Origin of the sequence: Billgrantia desiderata, from assembly GCF_900108215.1 — a bacterium.
Classification (GTDB): Bacteria; Pseudomonadota; Gammaproteobacteria; order Pseudomonadales; family Halomonadaceae; genus Halomonas; species Halomonas desiderata.
The window spans coordinates 88,970-104,836 of record NZ_FNVC01000005.1 but is presented as its reverse complement, the minus strand read 5'-3'; the positions used below and the strand labels follow the sequence as shown (position 1 = coordinate 104,836).

The window sequence follows — 15,867 nt, the reverse complement described above, 5'->3', positions numbered from 1 at the left end:
AGGCAATGACCTTAGCGTGGCAATTCAGCGGATCGCCTGCCACTGCAACCCGCTGTCCTGGGCGGCAATCGTCAGGCGTGATGCATCGCCGTCGAGCAGCGGCGTGAGTGCCTCGAGGGCCAGCTCGGGGCGGTTGTTGTGTTCGGAAAGGTGCGAGCAGACGATGCGCTGCAGGCGATCGAGCCCCAGGTGTCGCAACAGCGCCGCGGCCTGAACGTTGGCCAGATGCCCCCAGTTACCGCCCACGCGCCGCTTGAGCTGCGGCGGATAGGGGCCGACCTCGAGCATATGGCGATCGTGGTTGCACTCGAGAATGAGGGCGTCGCAGCCGCGGAATGCCTCGATGACGTGCTCGGTGGGATGCCCCAGATCGGTCAGCACGCCCAGGTGGCAGCCACGGGATTCGAAGCGAAACTGCACCGGCTCGCGGGCGTCGTGGGGTACCGTGATCGGGTCGATCACCAGGCTCTTCACGGCAAAGCGCGACTGTGGCGTGATCCAGTGACGCTGGGGCACCTCGCCGAGGCGTCCGGAGAGCCAGGTACCCGGCGTGAGGTAGACCGGCACCCCATGGCGGCGTGCCAGCGGCCCCACACCGCGCAGGTGATCACCGTGCTCATGGGTGACCAGCAGCGCATCGAGCTGGCGCGGATGCATGCCAAGGCGCGCCAGGCGGCGCTCGGTCTCGCGCAGGCCGAAGCCGCAGTCCACCAGCACCGAGGTCTCGCCGTCGCTGACCAGGGTCGCATTGCCCTTGCTGCCGCTACCGAGCGAGGCAAAACTGAGCTTGCCGGGTGTGGGAAGCGGCACGCTGGCGTCGCCTTGCGGCATCAGCGCAGCAGGCCCGACACCCGCTCGAGCAGCTCGCGGGCGTCCTCTTCGCTGAAGCGCCGCTCGCTCTCGTTGACGGCCCGCAGCGTGGTGCGCTCGGGGCCCTCGGCCTCGAGCACCAGACGAATCTCCTGGGGCATCTGGCGCACGTCGGGGCTCAAGGCGATCTGCAGGAAGCCGCGTCCACGCTCCGAGACGGTCATGTAGTTGACCAGGAAGTCGTGCTGCTGCGGGTTCTGCTCGAGCAGCTCGCGTCGCCCCTCGACGGCAAAGTCGGCCTGCAGCTGGTGGTTCAGCTCGGCCCACACGCGGTCGACGTCGAGCGGAATGCGCACCACCCATTCGCCGCTGGATAGCTGCTCCAGTCTCAGGCGGTCCTCGCTGGCGATCTGCTGCCCGGCAAGTGAAGCGGCGCTGGCGGTGGCGCTACGGGCACTGAAGTGCTGCTCCAGCGCATCCAGACAGGCGGCCACCGGGCGGCCGTTCAGGTCGCAGCGCACTTCGCTGTCGCCGGCGCGCAGCCCTTGCCGCACGCTCAGTCGTCCCTGGGCGGTTTCCAGCACGCCGCGCGCATCGTCGCTGGACTGCACCTGCAGACCGCGAGCGCGGGTGAAGTCCTGTAGCTGGGGCCACACCATGCCCGGGTCGGACGCTACCACCAGCCACTGGTCGTTGCCGATTTCACGCCGCTCGACGAAGTCGCGCTCCACCGCACCGCCAGAGGTCAGGCGCGTGGGGCTGGGGGCACGGAAACGCTCATCGCTGGGGCGCAGACTGCCCTGTGCTTGCGGCACCGGCATGGCATCGCGATAGCGCTGTTCGTTGCGCCCCTCGGGCAATACCAGAGGCGCACTGCGCTGGGCGCTCACGTAGTCGATGTTGCGGTCGTCGTAGAAGCCTTCGCGGGCGCAGCCGGCAGTGGCCAGGGCGGCCACGGCCACCAGCGGCATCCATTTCAGCGCAGAATTCATGCAGTCACCTTGCAGTCAGGTTCTCAGGGCGGCGGGGCTTCCCACTCGCCTCAATCGTCGATCACGCCGGCCAGTTGCAGGGCCTCGTCCACCGTCGCATGGTACTTGCCGGACAACCAGGTGAGAGGCAGACGAATGCCCTGGTCGATCAGGCCCATGCGGTGCAGTGCCCATTTGACCGGTATCGGATTGGACTCGATGCCCAGGTTGGTATGCAGCGGCATCAGTCGGGTGTTGATCTGATGCGCACGGTCGGCATCGCCCGCGACCGCTGCCACGCACAGCTCATGCATGGCCTTGGGCGCCACGTTGGCAGTGACCGAGATGTCGCCGTTGCCGCCCATGAGCATGAATTCGCAGGCGGTGCTGTCATCGCCGGAGTAGAGCATGAAACCGCTGCCCTTGAGCCGTGAAATGAGGTCTTCGGCGCGCTCCAGGTTACCGGTGGCATCCTTGAGGCCAATGATGTTGTCGACCTCGGCCAGGCGCATCACGGTCTCGTTGTAGAGATCGGAGCAGGTGCGACCGGGCACGTTGTAGAGAATCACCGGCAGGCGGCTACCCTCCGCCACGGCCTTGAAGTGGCGGTAGAGGCCTTCCTGGGTCGGCTTGTTGTAGTAGGGGCACACCGAGAGGCAGTAATCGGCACCCACTTCGCTGGCATAGCGAGCCAGCTCGACGGCCTCGGAAGTGGCGTTGGCCCCGGTGCCGGCGATTACCGGAATGCGACCGTCGACCTCTTCCACCACGGCGCGAATCACGTCGAAGTGCTCGGCGAACGACATGGTGGTGGGCTCACCGGTGGTGCCGGCTGCCACGATGCCGTCGGTACCGTTCTCCAGGTGGAAGTTCACCAAGCGGCGCAACGCCTCCCAGTCGATATCGCCATTGGCCTTCATCGGCGTCGCCAGGGCGACGATACTGCCAGTGATCATCCTCTCGTTCCTCTACGCAATAGCACGCAATAGCGCTCTGCCGCACCCGAGGGTCATGTTTCGACATGGCCACGAGCAAAAGGTAAATGGTACTCAGGCCGCACAGGCCTGTACAGCACGCCGACGGGCTCTTTGACAGCGAACGCCTAGCTGCGTGTAATGAAACGCTTTCCAACGACCACAGGAGGCGTCATGACGCTTGCCATCGGACAGCCCGTCCCCGACTTCACCGCCCCCGCCACCGGCGACACCACCCTCTCCCTCGGCCAGTTCAAGGGGCGTCAGGTCGTGATCTTCTTCTACCCCAAGGCCAGCACGCCCGGCTGCACCACCGAGGGTGGCGATTTCCGCGACCGCAAGGCCGACTTCGACGCCGTGGACACGGTCATCCTCGGTATCTCCCGCGACGGCATTCGCGCCCAGGAGAACTTCAAGACCAAGCAGGCCTTCAACTTCGAGCTGATTTCCGACAAGGACGAGGAAGTCTGCAAGCTGTTCGACGTCATCAAGCTGAAAAAGCTCTACGGCAAGGAGTATCTCGGCATCGAACGCAGCACCTTCCTGATCGACGCCGAGGGCAAGCTCGCCCGTGAGTGGCGCAGCGTCAAGGTCAAGGGGCACGCTCAGGAGGTGCTGGAAGCCGCCCGGGAGCTCCACGCCAGCAAGTGAGACAGCGCACGGGGCGTTTTGCTCCGCCCGGCCGGTGGCCGGGCGGACAGTGGCTGCCCATTACTCCTCGGTGGATTGCTCCAGCTCCACCGATTGCTGTGAGTCGTGGTATTGGCGAATGCCCCTTGGCCAGGCATAGACCAGCGCCTTGAGCAGCGTCGCCAGCGGAATGGCGAAGAAGATGCCCCAGAAGCCCCAGATGCCACCGAAGAACAGCACGGCCACGATGATCGACACCGGATGCAGGTTGACCGCCTCGGAGAACAGGATCGGCACCAGCACGTTGCCGTCCAGCGCCTGGATCACGCCGTAGGCGATCAGCACGTAGAGGAACTGCTCGCTCATGCCGAAATGGAACCCCGCCACGGCGGCCACCGGCAGGGTGGCCACGGCGGCACCGATATAGGGTACCAGCACCGAAAACCCGACCAGCACGGCCAGCAGCGCCGAATAGGGCAGGCCGAAGAAGGCGAAGGTGAAGAACGACACCGTGCCGACGATGATGATCTCGACGAACTTGCCGCGTACGTAGTTGGCGATCTGGGTGTCCATCTCCTGCCAGATGCGCGTCATCAGGTTACGCTGCTGCGGCAGCAGCGAGAGGGTGAAATCGACCAGTTGCTCGCGATCCTTGAGCAGGAAAAACACCAGGATCGGCACCAGTACCAGGTAGATGATCAGCGCCAGCACGTTGCCCAGCGAGGCCAGCGAAAGCGTCAGGGCACGCTGACCGAACTGGGTCAGTTCACGCCCCGCCACCGCGATCCACTCCTGCACCTGGTCCGGCGTGACCAGGGTGGGATAGCGCTCCTGCACGTCATCGAGCCAGCGCTGCCCGCTGGCCACGATGCGTGGCGTCTCCTGCACCAGCCCCACGAGCTGATTCCATATCAACGGCATCAGGATGAACGCCAGGGCCAGCAGCACGCCGATGAAGGCCAGGAAGATCAGCGTCACGGCCAGCAGATGGGGCACGCCTCGCCGGGTCAGGGCATTGACCCCACCCTGCAGCAGGAAGGCGATCACCAGCGCCGTGAGGAAGGGCGCCAGCATGCGGCCGAACAGGATCACCACGGCGAAGCCGAGCACCAGCAGGACCAGCAGGATCACCGCCTCCTCGTCCGAGAAGTAGTGTTCGATCCAGCCCTTGAATACCTCACGCAAGGTCATGAAGCGAGCTCCTCGCCCTTGCGCAGCCAGTAGTGGTAGACCTCGCCGCGCTCTTCACGCTGCAACAGTTCATGAATGCTGTTGTCGGCAAAGGTCTCGAAATCGCGCCAGGAGCCGGCATCGGTCGCCATGATCTCGAGCACCTGGCCGGCCTTCAGCCGGGCCAGCGCCTGCTTCGCCTTGAGCAAGGGTAGCGGACAAGGTAGACCGCAGGCATCGAGTACATCATCTGGTTGCACAGCCATGTCGTCTCCCGGGAAAATGCCGATGGTTCACGCTGCCTTGCAGGAAAGCGTAAAACCCTTGAGATTTAAAGGCACTTTGCAGGCCGAATCAATGTCGGAGAGAAACCGACCGACGCTTCGAACGAGACTGGCACATGCTGCGCAAGACCCGAACCTGCCTGACCGCTGGCGCTGCCGCCCTGACGCTGGCCCTGACCCTGGCCGCCCCGGCCACCGCCACGGACGACTATGGTCTACCCAGCCTGACCGGCACCAGCCAGGCCATGACCGGCGAGGAGTTTCGTCTGGGACGCGCCTGGCTGCGCCAGTTCCATGCCCGGGCCCCGATCTGGCAGGACCCCATCGCCCAGGAGTACGTGGAAACGCTGCTGGGCCGGCTGCTGCCCCACAGCGGCCTCTCCGATACCCGCTCGGTGGTGGTCCTGGTGGACAGCCGTACGCTCAATGCCTTTGCCGTGCCGGGCGGAGTCATCGGCGTCAATGCCGGCCTGTTCGCCTTCGCCGATGAGGAGGATGCGGTCGCCTCGGTGCTGGCCCACGAGTTGGGCCACCTGTCGCAGCGCCATTATGCCCGCGGTCAGGCGCGCGCCGAGCAGACCCAACTGCCGGCCATGGCGGCGATGCTGGCCGGCATGCTGATCGCCGCCAGCGGTGGCGGCGATGCCGGTATCGCCGCCGCCATGGGCTCCCAGGCCGCCTTCATTCAGGATCAGTTGGCCTACTCGCGGCGCTTCGAGCAGGAGGCCGACCGACTCGGCCTGCAGACCATGGCCCAGGCCGGCTTCGATCCCGAGGCCATGGTTCGCATGTTCCGCGCCATGCAGCGCCAGGTAAGCCTCCAGGGTGGCAATCCACCGGAGTTCCTGCTCACCCACCCGCTGACCGAATCGCGTATCAGCGACGCCGAATCCCGCGCCTCGCAGCTCGAAGCCATCCGCCCCCGCGAGGGCGACCCAAGCTATCACCTGGTGCGCGCCAGGGCACTGCTGACGGTGAATCAGCGCGACCCGCAGCAGGCGGCGACTCGTCTGGCCCAGAGCGACGCCCCGCCAGCTGTGCGGCGCTATCTGGATGCGCTGATCGCCGCGCACAACGGCCAGACCGATACGGCCCTCAGCCAGCTCGATGCCATCGCCCAGGAATTGCCCGACCTGGCCATCATCCCGGCCAGCGCCGCCGACGTCGCCTTCCAGGCCGGCCGCTACGACGACGCCATCGAGCGCAGCCGACGCATCCTGCGGCTGATGCCGGGTCACATGCCGGCCACCCGCACCCTGGGCGAGGCGCTGCTGCAGCGCGAGCCCAACGAAGCCTATCGCATCCTGCGCGACCTCTCCGAGCGGCGCCCCGAGGATCCGCAGGTCTTCGCCCTGCTCGCCGAAGCCGCCGGGCGTAGCGGCCGTGAGGCCTGGGGGCATCTGGCCCGGGCCGAGCACATGCAGCTCACCGGCGACATCCAGCGCGCCATTCGCCAGCTCGACGTGGCGCGCCAGGTCGCCGAGCAGAGCGGCGACGGCAACGCCCTGGCGCGCATCGAGCAGCGGCGCGAGGCCTTTGTGGGGTACCGCGAGACCATGGAAAAGTTTAGATAATGACAAGGCCCGCGCTGGTGCGCGGGCCTCGAGGTCGTAAGGCAAGAAGCGGGCTGCGCCCTTTTACTTCTGGAAGTTGAGCATGCGCTCCAGCGGCTTGAGCGCTGCCCGGCGCAGCTCGGCGTCGACGAAGATCTCGCCGCTGCCGTCGCGCAGGGCGCCGGCCAGGTTGTCGAGCGCGTTCATCGCCATCCACGGGCAGTGGGCGCAGCTCTTGCAGGTCGCGCCGTTACCGGCGGTGGGCGCCTCGAACAGGGTCTTCTCGGGCACCATCTGCTGCATCTTGAAGAAGATGCCGCGGTCGGTGGCCACGATCAGCTTGTCGTTCGGCAGCTCCTTGGCCGCCTTGATCAGCTGCGAGGTCGAACCGGCCACGTCGGCCAGCGCCACCACCGAAGCCGGCGACTCGGGATGTACCAGCACGGCGGCGTCGGGATAGAGGGCCTTGAGGTCCTCGATGCCCTTGGCCTTGAACTCCTCGTGGACGATGCAGGCACCGTCCCACAGCAGCATGTCGGCGCCGGTCTTCTGCTGGATGTAGCCGCCCAGGTGCTTGTCCGGTGCCCACAGGATCTTCTCGCCGCGCGCTTGCAGGTGCTCGATGACGTCCACCGCGATGGAGGAGGTCACCACCCAGTCGGCGCGCGCCTTGACCGCCGCCGAGGTGTTGGCATAGACCACCACGGTGCGGTCGGGATGCTGGTCGCAGAAGGCGCTGAACTCGTCGGCCGGGCAGCCGATGTCGAGCGAGCAGGTCGCTTCCAGGGTGGGCATCAGCACACGCTTCTCTGGCGACAGGATCTTGGCCGTCTCGCCCATGAAACGCACGCCGGCCACCACCAGGGTGTCGGCGTCGTGACGCGCACCGAAGCGGGCCATCTCCAGCGAGTCGGCCACGCAGCCACCGGTCTCCTCGGCCAGCTGCTGAATCGCATCGTCGGTATAGTAGTGAGCGACGAGTACTGCGTTATGCAGCTCGAGCAGACGCTTGATCTCGTCGATGCGGGCCTCGTCCTCGGCCGGAATGCGGGTCGGACAGTAGGCGCGGGCGAGGTGTTCACGCACCTCGATTCGGGAAGTCATGATCGTCATCGTGTCTACCACCGTGACTGGCAGGGGCTCCCCCTGCGTGTACCGGGTGCACCGTGAACCGTACGCTCCGTACGGGCGATGCGCCTGAGGCTGTCGTCGGCGTCTCTCGCCATCGCAGCCCATCACTCTATTCTACACCACCTCTTCGTCTACACCACCTCTTCGCCTACATCACACCAGCGAGGATCGAGGCATGACAAAAACGCCCCCGACTCGAAGAGTCGGGGGCGTGGAATCTGGTGGGTCGTGTAGGATTCGAACCTACGACCAATTGGTTAAAAGCCAACTGCTCTACCAACTGAGCTAACGACCCAGCACTTGCAAACAAGCTTCCAGGTCCGGAATGGTGGGTCGTGTAGGATTCGAACCTACGACCAATTGGTTAAAAGCCAACTGCTCTACCAACTGAGCTAACGACCCTTCCGAACGGGTGCAGATATTACTGATCGCACCCTGCACTGGCAAGGACTTTTTTGACTTTCGTCCTGTGTTCGCCGTTCAACGGCCCTTGGAATTCCTGGGCTTGCGCATCGCCTGCACCGGGCGCCGCTTGTTCTTGTCGCGGCTCCAGCGGTTCTTCTCGTCCGGGGTGAGCTCGGGCACCTTGCGCGGCTCCATGCCGGCGGAGAGCGCCAGATCGTCGATCTCGTCCTGGGACAGCTCAACCCACTCCCCCGCCTTGGCCCGCTTGTCGAGGAAGATGTTGCCGTAGCGCACCCGCTTGAGCCGGCTCACCGTCAGCCCTTGGGATTCCCACAGCCGCCGCACCTCTCGGTTGCGCCCCTCCATGATCACCACGTGGAACCAGGTGTTGATGCCCTCGCCGCCGAACTCCTGCACGTCGGTGAAACGCGCCGGTCCGTCCTCGAGCATCACGCCCTCGACCATGGCGACGATATGCTCCTTGCGCACTTCACCCATGACCCGCACGGCGTACTCGCGCTCGACCTGGGTGCTGGGGTGCATCAGCCGATTGGCCAGCTCGCCGTCGGTGGTGAACAGCAGCAGGCCGCTGGTGTTGATGTCGAGGCGGCCGATGGCGATCCAGCGCTCGCCCTTCAGGCGCGGCAGACGCTCGAACACCGTGCGGCGGCCTTCAGGATCCTTGCGTGTGCACAGCTCACCTTCCGGCTTGTTGTACATGATCACGCGACGCGGCGTCTCCTCGGCCCCGCGCAGGGTCACCGGGCGGTCGTCGAAGCTGACGCGGTCGCGCATCTCGATGCGGTCGCCCAGGGTGGCGACCTTGCCGTTGACCTTTATCCGCCCTGCCTCGATGGCCGCTTCCATCTCGCGGCGCGAGCCCAGCCCGGCACGGGCCAAAACCTTCTGCAGTTTTTCCGTGTTGCTCGTCATTCTGACTTCTCGTCTACGGTGGATTCCGCCCCCGCTCCGCCGTCATCGTCGACGCTGGTGCGGGCACGTTCGGCCAGGCGCGCTTCGAGATCGGCGAAGCTCAGTCCCGGCCTGTCGGACGCCTTCCCGGCGTGTGCTTCGTCGGCCGTCCCGGCCGTCGTTGGGGCAAGCGTAGCCTCTACGGCGATACGCTCGTCCATGGGTTCTTCGTCGAACGCCTCGTCGTCGAAGGCATCGTCCTCGATGTCGTCGAGCGTAGCGTTCTCATCCTCTTCGTCGCTCGCCGTCTCGCCGGCCTGCTCCAGCAGGGGGCTGGGCGGCGGCGGCGCCTCGTCCTCGAACAGCGGCTCGGCCATGCCCTTGAGTTCGTGCATGGGCGGCAGCTCGTCCAGGGTCTTGAGGCCGAAGTCGTCGAGGAACTGGCGCGTGGTGGCGTAGACCGCCGGTCGACCGGGTACGTCACGCTGTCCGACCACGCGAATCCAGCCGCGTTCGGCGAGGGTGCGCATGATCGAGCTGCTCACCGCCACACCGCGCACCTCTTCGATGTCGCCGCGGGTCACCGGCTGACGATAGGCGATCAGCGCCAGCGTCTCCAGCAGCGCCCGGGAGTATCGCTGCGGGCGCTCGTCCCACAGCCGCGACACCCAGGGCGAAAGCCGCGGGCGAATGCGCAACTGGTAGCCAGAGGCGGTCTCGATCAGCTCGAGCGCACCCCGCTCGTGACGCAGCCCGACCCGCTCCAGTGCCTCGCGCAGGCTGCGCCGCTGGGGTCGCTCATGGTCGTCGAACAGGCTCTCGAGCCGCTCCAATGACAGCGGCTCGGCCGCTGCCAGCAGCGCCGCCTCGAGAATTTCATCGAGACTGTCGGGCAGCTCCATGGCGGTCATGGGCGGTCATCTCCCCGGGGCATGCTCTCCTCCACTTCGGCGCCGGGCTCTTCGGGCTCTTCGGCCACTTCGGCAAAGGGACTTTCGACGTCGGCCCCCTCGTCGTCGAAGGCCGCTTCCTCGCTGTACTCCCGCGGCGCCCGGGCGCGCACGTGGATCGGTGACAGCGGCGCATTCTGCACGATCTCGATCATCGCCTCCTTGGCCAGCTCGAGGATGGCCATGAAGGTGACGATCACCCCCGCGCGCCCCTCCTCGAGCGTGAACAGCGCCTCGAAGGGGGTGTAGTGTTCGTGGCTCAGGCGATCCATGATGGCCAACATGCGCTCCCGGGTCGAGAGCACTTCGCGCCCCACCTGATGAGCCTGGTTGAGCTCGGCACGACGCAGGATGCCGGCCAGCGCACCGAGCAGCTCGTCGAGTTCCACATCGGGATGAATCACCCTGGCCTGCAGCGGCGGCAGCGCCGCCCGCGCCGGGAACCAGTCGCGCCCCACTCGCGGCAGCTCGGCCAACGCCTCGGCGGCGCTCTTGAGCTGCTCGTACTCCTGCAGGCGGCGGATCAGCTCGGCGCGGGGGTCCTCCTCCGCCTCGTCGCCCCCCTCTCTCGGCGGGCGCGGCAGCAGGGTGCGCGACTTTATCTCGGCCAGCATCGCCGCCATCAGCAGATACTCCCCGGCCAGCTCGATCTCCATCGCCTTCATCAGCTCCACGTACTCGATGTACTGGCGCGTGATGGCCGCCACGTCGATGGCCAGGATGTCCAGATTCTGACGGCGTATCAGGTAGAGCAACAGGTCGAGCGGCCCCTCGAACGCCTCGAGGAAGATGCGCAACGCCTCCGGCGGGATGTAGAGATCCTCGGGAAGCTCGGTGATCGGCTCGTCGAACAGCCGCGCCAGCACCGCCGACTGGGTCTCGGCGTCGCTCGCGGCCGGCTGCTCGGCAACAGCCGTGGGGGGCGTCTCGCTCACGCGGGGGCTGGCCTCTCGGCTGGGCTGGTCTGAAGGTCGATCACTCAGTCTAGCAAGAGTGCAGGGTCAGGGTAAGCCCGGCTCGGCCTGGGCACAGGCCACCAACGGTGCCCCAGCGGACAGCCCCAGAGCCGCAACCTCCCCCCGGACGCGGGCACCGGCGAGGCACTCGAGGCGCCTGGCCGCCAAGCTCCCCTCGACGCGAGCCCGCGACAGCAGGGTGAGCTTGTCCCCGGCCTTGACCACGCCCGCCACTTGCCCATCGACACTTACCTCGCGGCCCTCCAGGTGAGAGGATACCCTGCCGCTCATCGTCACCATGACATGATGATCCTGGGCGATGACGGCGCCCTCTATGCTGCCCTTGATCACGACCGGTTCGCGCGCGGTGAGATTGCCCAGCACGCGGGTTGCCATACCGATGCGGCTGCCCTCCTCGACATGCGGCACGACCGTTTTCTGCACCTCGGCATTGGCCGTCCCACCTGCCGGTTCGCTCATCGACGCTACCGCCTGCAGGCTTGCCTGAGCAGCCGGCAGGGGCGCTGCGAGCCCCGTCGACAAGCCGACCTCCGTTGCACGGCGCTGGCCCTTGCGTCGCCTGCCATCCCAGACGATCAGCGTCATGGCGGCCACGCCGAGAAAGATGAACCATGTCTGAATGCCCATGCCCTTCTCCATGTCTTGGAGTGTTCTTATAGATCCTCGCTCCCGGGGGCGGTGCCGAAAAATACCCCTTGGATCCCGCCCAGCTCTACGCTTTGCCGTCACCGAAAGCGAGGTAGGCTCGTTCGACCCATGTTCGATCTCCCACATGCCCAGTGGTAAGGGTTCGGTACGACGACGCACGAGAATCGGTCGAGTATAGGGGAAATACCGAGCCCAGGGGGCAACGTGATTCAAGACGCCGGGTATCGAGACTCTCATCTCCAGGAGGTTTGTGTGTTCCACAAGACAAAGGCTCGTCAACCGGAAGCCGTGGCAACGGACGTCGTCGCCTCCGCCAGCGGCCATTCCCTGCCGCCTCGGCAGGAGACCTCGGCGACACGGCCCAGCGTGTCGATCATCGGCAGCCACACCCGCGTGCAGGGCGACATCGATGCCGATGAAGATCTGACCGTGGCGGGATACGTACAGGGAACCATCATCTGCAAGCAGAACACCGTCACTCTGGGGAGCGGCAGCTGCGTCAACGGTGACGTTTACGCCCACACCCTGCACGTTTCTGGCGAAATCGAGGGCAACCTCGTGGCGTCGCATCGCGCCACCATTCACAAGGGTGCCAGCGTTCGGGGAATGATCGTCGCGCCATGCCTGATGCTCGAGGACGGCAGCACCTTCCAGGGCAGCATCGACATGGATCCCGAGCACGAACTGCTCAAGAGCGCGTTCGGCGAGCCCGCCACCAACCGACGGCCCCGCTCCACCCCATCGCTCGAGGTCAGCGACGGCAGTGCAGCGGAAAGCGTCGCCGATGAGCCCCTCAGCGCCCCTGAGCTGGAGGACGATGCCCGGCCGGCGGAAAGCTCGACCTGATCATGCCGTTCGCGGCGTGAGTGTCGGCCTCACTCCACCGCCTCGGCCTTGCGATAGCGCCCGGTATAGTCGAACAGCTTTTCGCGCACCTGCCAGTGGCGCCCCACCTTGCGCCCCACCACGAAGTCGGGATGGCGCAGGCGACGGCGCCCGGCGATGACCTCCTCGGCGCTGGTCGGCTGCCAGCGCACCCCCGGCGCGCGCAGATGATCGCGCAGGAACACTGCCGCGAAGGCGGCACGCTGTGCCGGAGTTTCCAGGGCGAACCACTCACTCAGACTCGTCCCATCCTCGTCGTGGTAGGTGACCTTGAGCCGCGGCAGCCCGCGGCCGTTGACGGTAGCTTCGAGCTGCATGCCGGCTACCCGCAGCACCCGGGCGTCCCTGAGGCGCAGCGCCTCCTTGAGCTTGTCGTCGGCATCGACCAGCAGGGTCTGACAGCCGTGACAGCGCCGCGCGGCGATGTCGTTCTCGGCGCCGCACTCGCCGCACACCTTGAAGCGGTAACGAAACGAACACTGCTCCGGTTTACAGGCGCCCGAAGCCGCGCCATGCCTTCTATCAGCGCCACCCGCTGTCGTTGCTGTTTTTTCGCTTTGAGCGCGGCTTCGGGCGCGTTCGACAAGCCCCTGACAGCGGCGGCCGAAGTGCTCGATGACGATCTCGCCCTCCTTGCGGCCCCAGAACAGGTTGGCGTGACCGCAGGCGGGGCACTCGACCTGCACCGGCTCGGTGTCCGAGGCCGGGCGCGGGCTGCCCACTTCCGGCGCGTAGAGATCCCAGGGGTTACCGGCGTAGTCGAGGATCAGGCAGTCGCGCTTGCCCGAGGCAAGGCGCAGGCCGCGACCGACGATCTGCTGATAGAGGCTCACCGACTCGGTGGGCCGCAGAATGGCGATCAGGTCGACATGAGGTGCGTCGAAGCCGGTGGTGAGTACCGCCACGTTGACCAGATACTTGAGCTCGCGCGCCTTGAAGGCGGCGATGATGCGCTCACGCTCGCGCGACGGCGTCTCGCCGGTGATCAGCGCCGCCTCGGCGGCCGGCAGGTAGCCTAGCACCTCCTCGGCGTGGGCCACGGTGGCGGCGAACAGCATCACACCCTGGCGGCTAGCGGCGCGCTCGACGATCTCCGCGACGATACCCGGCGTGGCGCGGTTGCCCGCCGCCACCCGGTTGAGCTCCTCCTCCCGGAACAATCCGCCCGCCCCCGGCACCAACGCGGAAAAATCGTAGCGCTCCACGGCGGCGTCCACGCGCCTGGGTTCGGCCAGATAGCCCTGCTTGACCATCAGCCGCAGCGGCTGCTCGAACACGCAGTCGCGAAAAAAGCAGTCGTCGTCACCGCGCACCATGCCGTGATGGTGGCGGTGATAGATGAAACCCTGGCCCAGGCGATAGGGCGTGGCGGTCAGGCCCAGCACCTTGAGCTGCGGATTGGCCTGCCTGAGCGCTTCGATCACGCGGCGATAGCTGGCGTCCTTGTCCGGCGCGACGCGGTGGCACTCATCGATCACCAGCAAGGTGAAACGACCCTGCTCCGGAGCAGATGCGTCGAAGCGCGAAAGGTGGCGCACCACCGACTGTACCGAACCGAACACCACTTGGCGGGCGCTCTCCTTGCGCCCCAGACCGGCACTGAAGATATCCGCCTCGAGACCGTAGGCCAGGTATTTGGCGTGGTTTTGCTCCACAAGCTCGCGCACGTGGGCCAACACCAGCACCCGCCCGCGGGCGAGTCGCGCCAGCTCGGCGATGACCAGCGACTTGCCGCTGCCGGTAGGCAGCACCACCACCGCCGGCTCGTCGCTGGCGCGGAAGTGCACTACCACGCGGCGCACCGCCTCCTGCTGGTAGGGGCGCAGCGAAGGGGCCGCAGTGTCGGGTGGGGCGACGGTTCTCACGTGCTCGAGGTCAGGTGAAGCGCGGCTCGCGGCCGGCCATCCTGGCCGCCACCGCTTCCAGTTGCTCCTCGCCGCCGAGCAGGCCGCGCTGCAGGCTGGCTTCCAGCGCCAGGCGCTCGCGCTCTGACATGGCGGGGGCGCGGGTGAAGAGTTCACGCGCTGCAGCCACTGCCTTGGGCGAGCGCGCTGCCACCGCGGTGGCGATGTCTCGCGCGGTACGCCGGGGGTCGTCGGCCAAACGCGTGGCCAAACCGAGCGACACCGCTTCGTGTCCTGCCACCTTGCGCCCGGTCCAGGCCAGCTCGCGCAGCACGTCGCTGCGAATGCTCTCACCGGTCACGCTGATGCCCATGTCGGGAATGATGCCCCAGACGATCTCCAGCAGTGCCAGCCGAGCCTCGGGATGCACCACGCGAACGTCGGCACCCAAGGCGATCTGCAGCCCGCCGCCGTAGACGTGCCCGTGCAGCGCGGCAATCACCGGCACGCCGGCATCGCGCCAGCCCAGCGCCAGGCGCTGTACCGGATTGATGCCCTGCTCATCGGGCGCCAGCAGCGAGGGCAGCCGCTCGGGACGAGACATGATCGCCGCCATGTCGAGCCCGGCGCAGAAGCTCTCGCCCTCTCCCTGCAGTACCACGGCGCGCAGCCCCTCGAGCTCGGCCAGGCGCCGCTGCGTCGCCAACAGAGCGTCGATCATCGCCCAATCGAGGCCGTTGTGCTCACGGGGTCGCGCCAACGTCACCTCGGCGACATGATCCTGAAATGCCAGCGTCACCCGTTCATGAAAGACTTCCCTGGTCATGTCTCGCAGCCTCTTGCCGTTGATCCCGGCAGTCTGGCGCGACGACTACAGTTGTCAAACCTTCGTTGCATTTTTCTTCATGGATTCTTCCGCAGTTCGACTATAGTGAAAACTCAGTGCCGTGTCGGACGAGACCACCCGAGGGCGATGGGAAGCGGGTGGTTCGCGTCACACCGGTGGATGGAATCACTGGTTCTTCAGACCTAAACGTCGCGAAGATTGATGAAGGTCATGCAAACTGGGGGCACACTTCGAGCATCATTCCAGCGCTGCGGATCAGCAGGGATGCAGCCGATGCTCAGCCTCCGACAAGAGGACACTGCCATGCCAGAAAGACCAATAACGATCGCCAGGCGGGCCCTGGCGCTGGATGAGCTGTTGACACTCGCCGAAACCCACGAACGCGCCGAGGTGAACCGATACCGTAGGCTTGCTTTCAGCTTTCTACCCTTCGACACCTCCGTCAGCCGCCTGATGGCCTCACTCGGCATCCAGTGCGAAATGCGCGTTGAGGAGTTGCGCCGGCTTTCGCGCCAACTGGGCCTGCCGGACGACGCCATCAAACAGGCCGCACAGGTCATGTCGCCGCCCTTGTTCATCGATACACCGCTACAGGCACACGAGACCCTGGCCCAGGCGGTCATCGATGCCGAGCACTCTCTGCATTTCCACAGGCATCTGCGCGAAGCCAGCACCGTGACGGCGCTGTACCCGGCGCAGACGGCAATCATCAAGCAGAAGCAGGCAGAGCATGTGGTGCTGGAGGGTTTCGTCGCTTCACGCAGCGAACCGAGGCAGATGGAACAGCGCGCCTGAGGGCATCAATCCCGCCCCTCGGAGTCAGCGAGACCAAGGCAGGGATCAGCCAGAACAGCATGAAGCGAAGAGGCGGCCAGT

The 15,867-nt window shown here is 66.1% G+C and carries 16 protein-coding genes and 2 tRNA genes; 4 read left to right on the top strand and 14 right to left on the bottom strand.

What is annotated here, in order from left to right; genetic code table 11:
• Positions 1–24 precede the first annotated feature (24 nt).
• Genes C4S71_RS06990 through dapA form a run of 3 tightly spaced genes read right to left on the bottom strand, consistent with a single transcriptional unit; the run spans position 25 to position 2,737 of the window.
• On the bottom strand, positions 25–810 hold the full coding sequence (locus C4S71_RS06990; protein WP_234238567.1) for an MBL fold metallo-hydrolase: 786 nt from the start codon (positions 808–810) through the stop codon (positions 25–27).
• Between the two features lie 20 nt (positions 811–830).
• Positions 831–1,802, bottom strand: a complete 972-nt coding sequence (locus C4S71_RS06985; RefSeq protein ID WP_234247156.1) for a lipoprotein, NlpB — start codon at positions 1,800–1,802, stop codon at positions 831–833.
• 50 nt (positions 1,803–1,852) lie between these two features.
• Positions 1,853–2,737: a 4-hydroxy-tetrahydrodipicolinate synthase gene (dapA, locus tag C4S71_RS06980; protein WP_010629732.1), complete on the bottom strand. Its 885-nt coding sequence runs from the start codon at positions 2,735–2,737 to the stop codon at positions 1,853–1,855.
• A gap of 192 nt (positions 2,738–2,929) precedes the next feature.
• Here dapA and C4S71_RS06975 point away from each other — a divergent pair, with 192 nt between their 5' ends.
• A complete protein-coding gene (locus C4S71_RS06975; RefSeq protein ID WP_103968682.1) occupies positions 2,930–3,406 on the top strand; it encodes a peroxiredoxin in 477 nt (158 codons plus the stop codon).
• Between the two features lie 60 nt (positions 3,407–3,466).
• Here the strand turns inward: C4S71_RS06975 and C4S71_RS06970 are convergent, their stop codons facing one another.
• A complete protein-coding gene (locus C4S71_RS06970; RefSeq protein WP_086511424.1) occupies positions 3,467–4,576 on the bottom strand; it encodes an AI-2E family transporter in 1,110 nt (369 codons plus the stop codon).
• Positions 4,573–4,821, bottom strand: coding sequence for a sulfurtransferase TusA family protein (locus tag C4S71_RS06965; protein WP_086511425.1), 249 nt, complete (start codon positions 4,819–4,821; stop codon positions 4,573–4,575). The genes C4S71_RS06970 and C4S71_RS06965 overlap by 4 nt, the downstream gene beginning before the upstream one ends.
• 134 nt (positions 4,822–4,955) lie before the next feature.
• On the opposite strand from C4S71_RS06965, the gene C4S71_RS06960 reads away from it, so the two are divergent.
• A complete protein-coding gene (locus C4S71_RS06960; RefSeq protein WP_103968681.1) occupies positions 4,956–6,413 on the top strand; it encodes a M48 family metalloprotease in 1,458 nt (485 codons plus the stop codon).
• Positions 6,414–6,476: 63 nt separating this feature from the next.
• Here the strand turns inward: C4S71_RS06960 and nadA are convergent, their stop codons facing one another.
• The 7 genes from nadA to C4S71_RS22475 form a co-directional block, all read right to left on the bottom strand.
• The gene (nadA, locus tag C4S71_RS06955) at positions 6,477–7,505 is read right to left on the bottom strand and encodes a quinolinate synthase NadA (RefSeq protein ID WP_103968680.1); all 1,029 of its coding nucleotides are present in this window, start codon (positions 7,503–7,505) and stop codon (positions 6,477–6,479) included.
• A 237-nt stretch (positions 7,506–7,742) separates the two neighbouring features.
• Positions 7,743–7,818 (bottom strand) — tRNA-Lys (locus C4S71_RS06950).
• Between the two features lie 31 nt (positions 7,819–7,849).
• Positions 7,850–7,925: transfer RNA gene (locus C4S71_RS06945), tRNA-Lys, on the bottom strand.
• A 78-nt stretch (positions 7,926–8,003) separates the two neighbouring features.
• Positions 8,004–8,861, bottom strand: a complete 858-nt coding sequence (rluB, locus tag C4S71_RS06940; RefSeq protein WP_103968679.1) for a 23S rRNA pseudouridine(2605) synthase RluB — start codon at positions 8,859–8,861, stop codon at positions 8,004–8,006.
• Entirely contained in the window at positions 8,858–9,751 is an 894-nt protein-coding gene (gene scpB / locus C4S71_RS06935; RefSeq protein ID WP_103968678.1) for an SMC-Scp complex subunit ScpB, read from the bottom strand. Before scpB ends, rluB begins: the two co-directional genes overlap by 4 nt.
• A complete protein-coding gene (locus C4S71_RS06930) occupies positions 9,748–10,725 on the bottom strand; it encodes a segregation and condensation protein A (RefSeq protein WP_103968677.1) in 978 nt (325 codons plus the stop codon). Before C4S71_RS06930 ends, scpB begins: the two co-directional genes overlap by 4 nt.
• Before the next feature lie 66 nt (positions 10,726–10,791).
• On the bottom strand, positions 10,792–11,394 hold the full coding sequence (locus C4S71_RS22475; RefSeq protein WP_160113366.1) for a bactofilin family protein: 603 nt from the start codon (positions 11,392–11,394) through the stop codon (positions 10,792–10,794).
• 273 nt (positions 11,395–11,667) lie between these two features.
• On the opposite strand from C4S71_RS22475, the gene C4S71_RS06920 reads away from it, so the two are divergent.
• Complete coding sequence (locus tag C4S71_RS06920) at positions 11,668–12,261, top strand: bactofilin family protein (RefSeq protein WP_235014234.1); 594 nt, start codon at positions 11,668–11,670, stop codon at positions 12,259–12,261.
• 29 nt (positions 12,262–12,290) lie between these two features.
• Here C4S71_RS06920 and C4S71_RS06915 read toward each other — a convergent pair whose 3' ends face one another.
• The gene (locus tag C4S71_RS06915; RefSeq protein ID WP_255408510.1) at positions 12,291–14,165 is read right to left on the bottom strand and encodes a DEAD/DEAH box helicase; all 1,875 of its coding nucleotides are present in this window, start codon (positions 14,163–14,165) and stop codon (positions 12,291–12,293) included.
• Positions 14,166–14,175: 10 nt separating this feature from the next.
• Positions 14,176–14,970 carry a crotonase/enoyl-CoA hydratase family protein gene (locus C4S71_RS06910; protein WP_103968674.1) on the bottom strand — a complete coding sequence of 265 codons (795 nt, stop codon included), beginning with the start codon at positions 14,968–14,970 and terminating at the stop codon, positions 14,176–14,178.
• Between the two features lie 222 nt (positions 14,971–15,192).
• Here C4S71_RS06910 and C4S71_RS06905 point away from each other — a divergent pair, with 222 nt between their 5' ends.
• Complete coding sequence (locus C4S71_RS06905; protein ID WP_146064587.1) at positions 15,193–15,786, top strand: hypothetical protein; 594 nt, start codon at positions 15,193–15,195, stop codon at positions 15,784–15,786.
• Positions 15,787–15,867 lie beyond the last annotated feature (81 nt).

What these genes read in the sequence shown, in the direction of transcription:
- C4S71_RS06985 (WP_234247156.1), bottom strand. Translation starts at nt 1,802, where the DNA reads ATGAATTCTGCGCTGAAATGGATGCCGCTGGTGGCCGTGGCCGCCCTG.
- dapA (WP_010629732.1), bottom strand. Translation starts at nt 2,737, where the DNA reads ATGATCACTGGCAGTATCGTCGCCCTGGCGACGCCGATGAAGGCCAAT.
- C4S71_RS06975 (WP_103968682.1), top strand. Translation starts at nt 2,930, where the DNA reads ATGACGCTTGCCATCGGACAGCCCGTCCCCGACTTCACCGCCCCCGCC.
- C4S71_RS06970 (WP_086511424.1), bottom strand. Translation starts at nt 4,576, where the DNA reads ATGACCTTGCGTGAGGTATTCAAGGGCTGGATCGAACACTACTTCTCG.
- C4S71_RS06965 (WP_086511425.1), bottom strand. Translation starts at nt 4,821, where the DNA reads ATGGCTGTGCAACCAGATGATGTACTCGATGCCTGCGGTCTACCTTGT.
- C4S71_RS06960 (WP_103968681.1), top strand. Translation starts at nt 4,956, where the DNA reads ATGCTGCGCAAGACCCGAACCTGCCTGACCGCTGGCGCTGCCGCCCTG.
- nadA (WP_103968680.1), bottom strand. Translation starts at nt 7,505, where the DNA reads ATGACGATCATGACTTCCCGAATCGAGGTGCGTGAACACCTCGCCCGC.
- rluB (WP_103968679.1), bottom strand. Translation starts at nt 8,861, where the DNA reads ATGACGAGCAACACGGAAAAACTGCAGAAGGTTTTGGCCCGTGCCGGG.
- scpB (WP_103968678.1), bottom strand. Translation starts at nt 9,751, where the DNA reads ATGACCGCCATGGAGCTGCCCGACAGTCTCGATGAAATTCTCGAGGCG.
- C4S71_RS22475 (WP_160113366.1), bottom strand. Translation starts at nt 11,394, where the DNA reads ATGGGCATTCAGACATGGTTCATCTTTCTCGGCGTGGCCGCCATGACG.
- C4S71_RS06910 (WP_103968674.1), bottom strand. Translation starts at nt 14,970, where the DNA reads ATGACCAGGGAAGTCTTTCATGAACGGGTGACGCTGGCATTTCAGGAT.
- C4S71_RS06905 (WP_146064587.1), top strand. Translation starts at nt 15,193, where the DNA reads ATGAAGGTCATGCAAACTGGGGGCACACTTCGAGCATCATTCCAGCGC.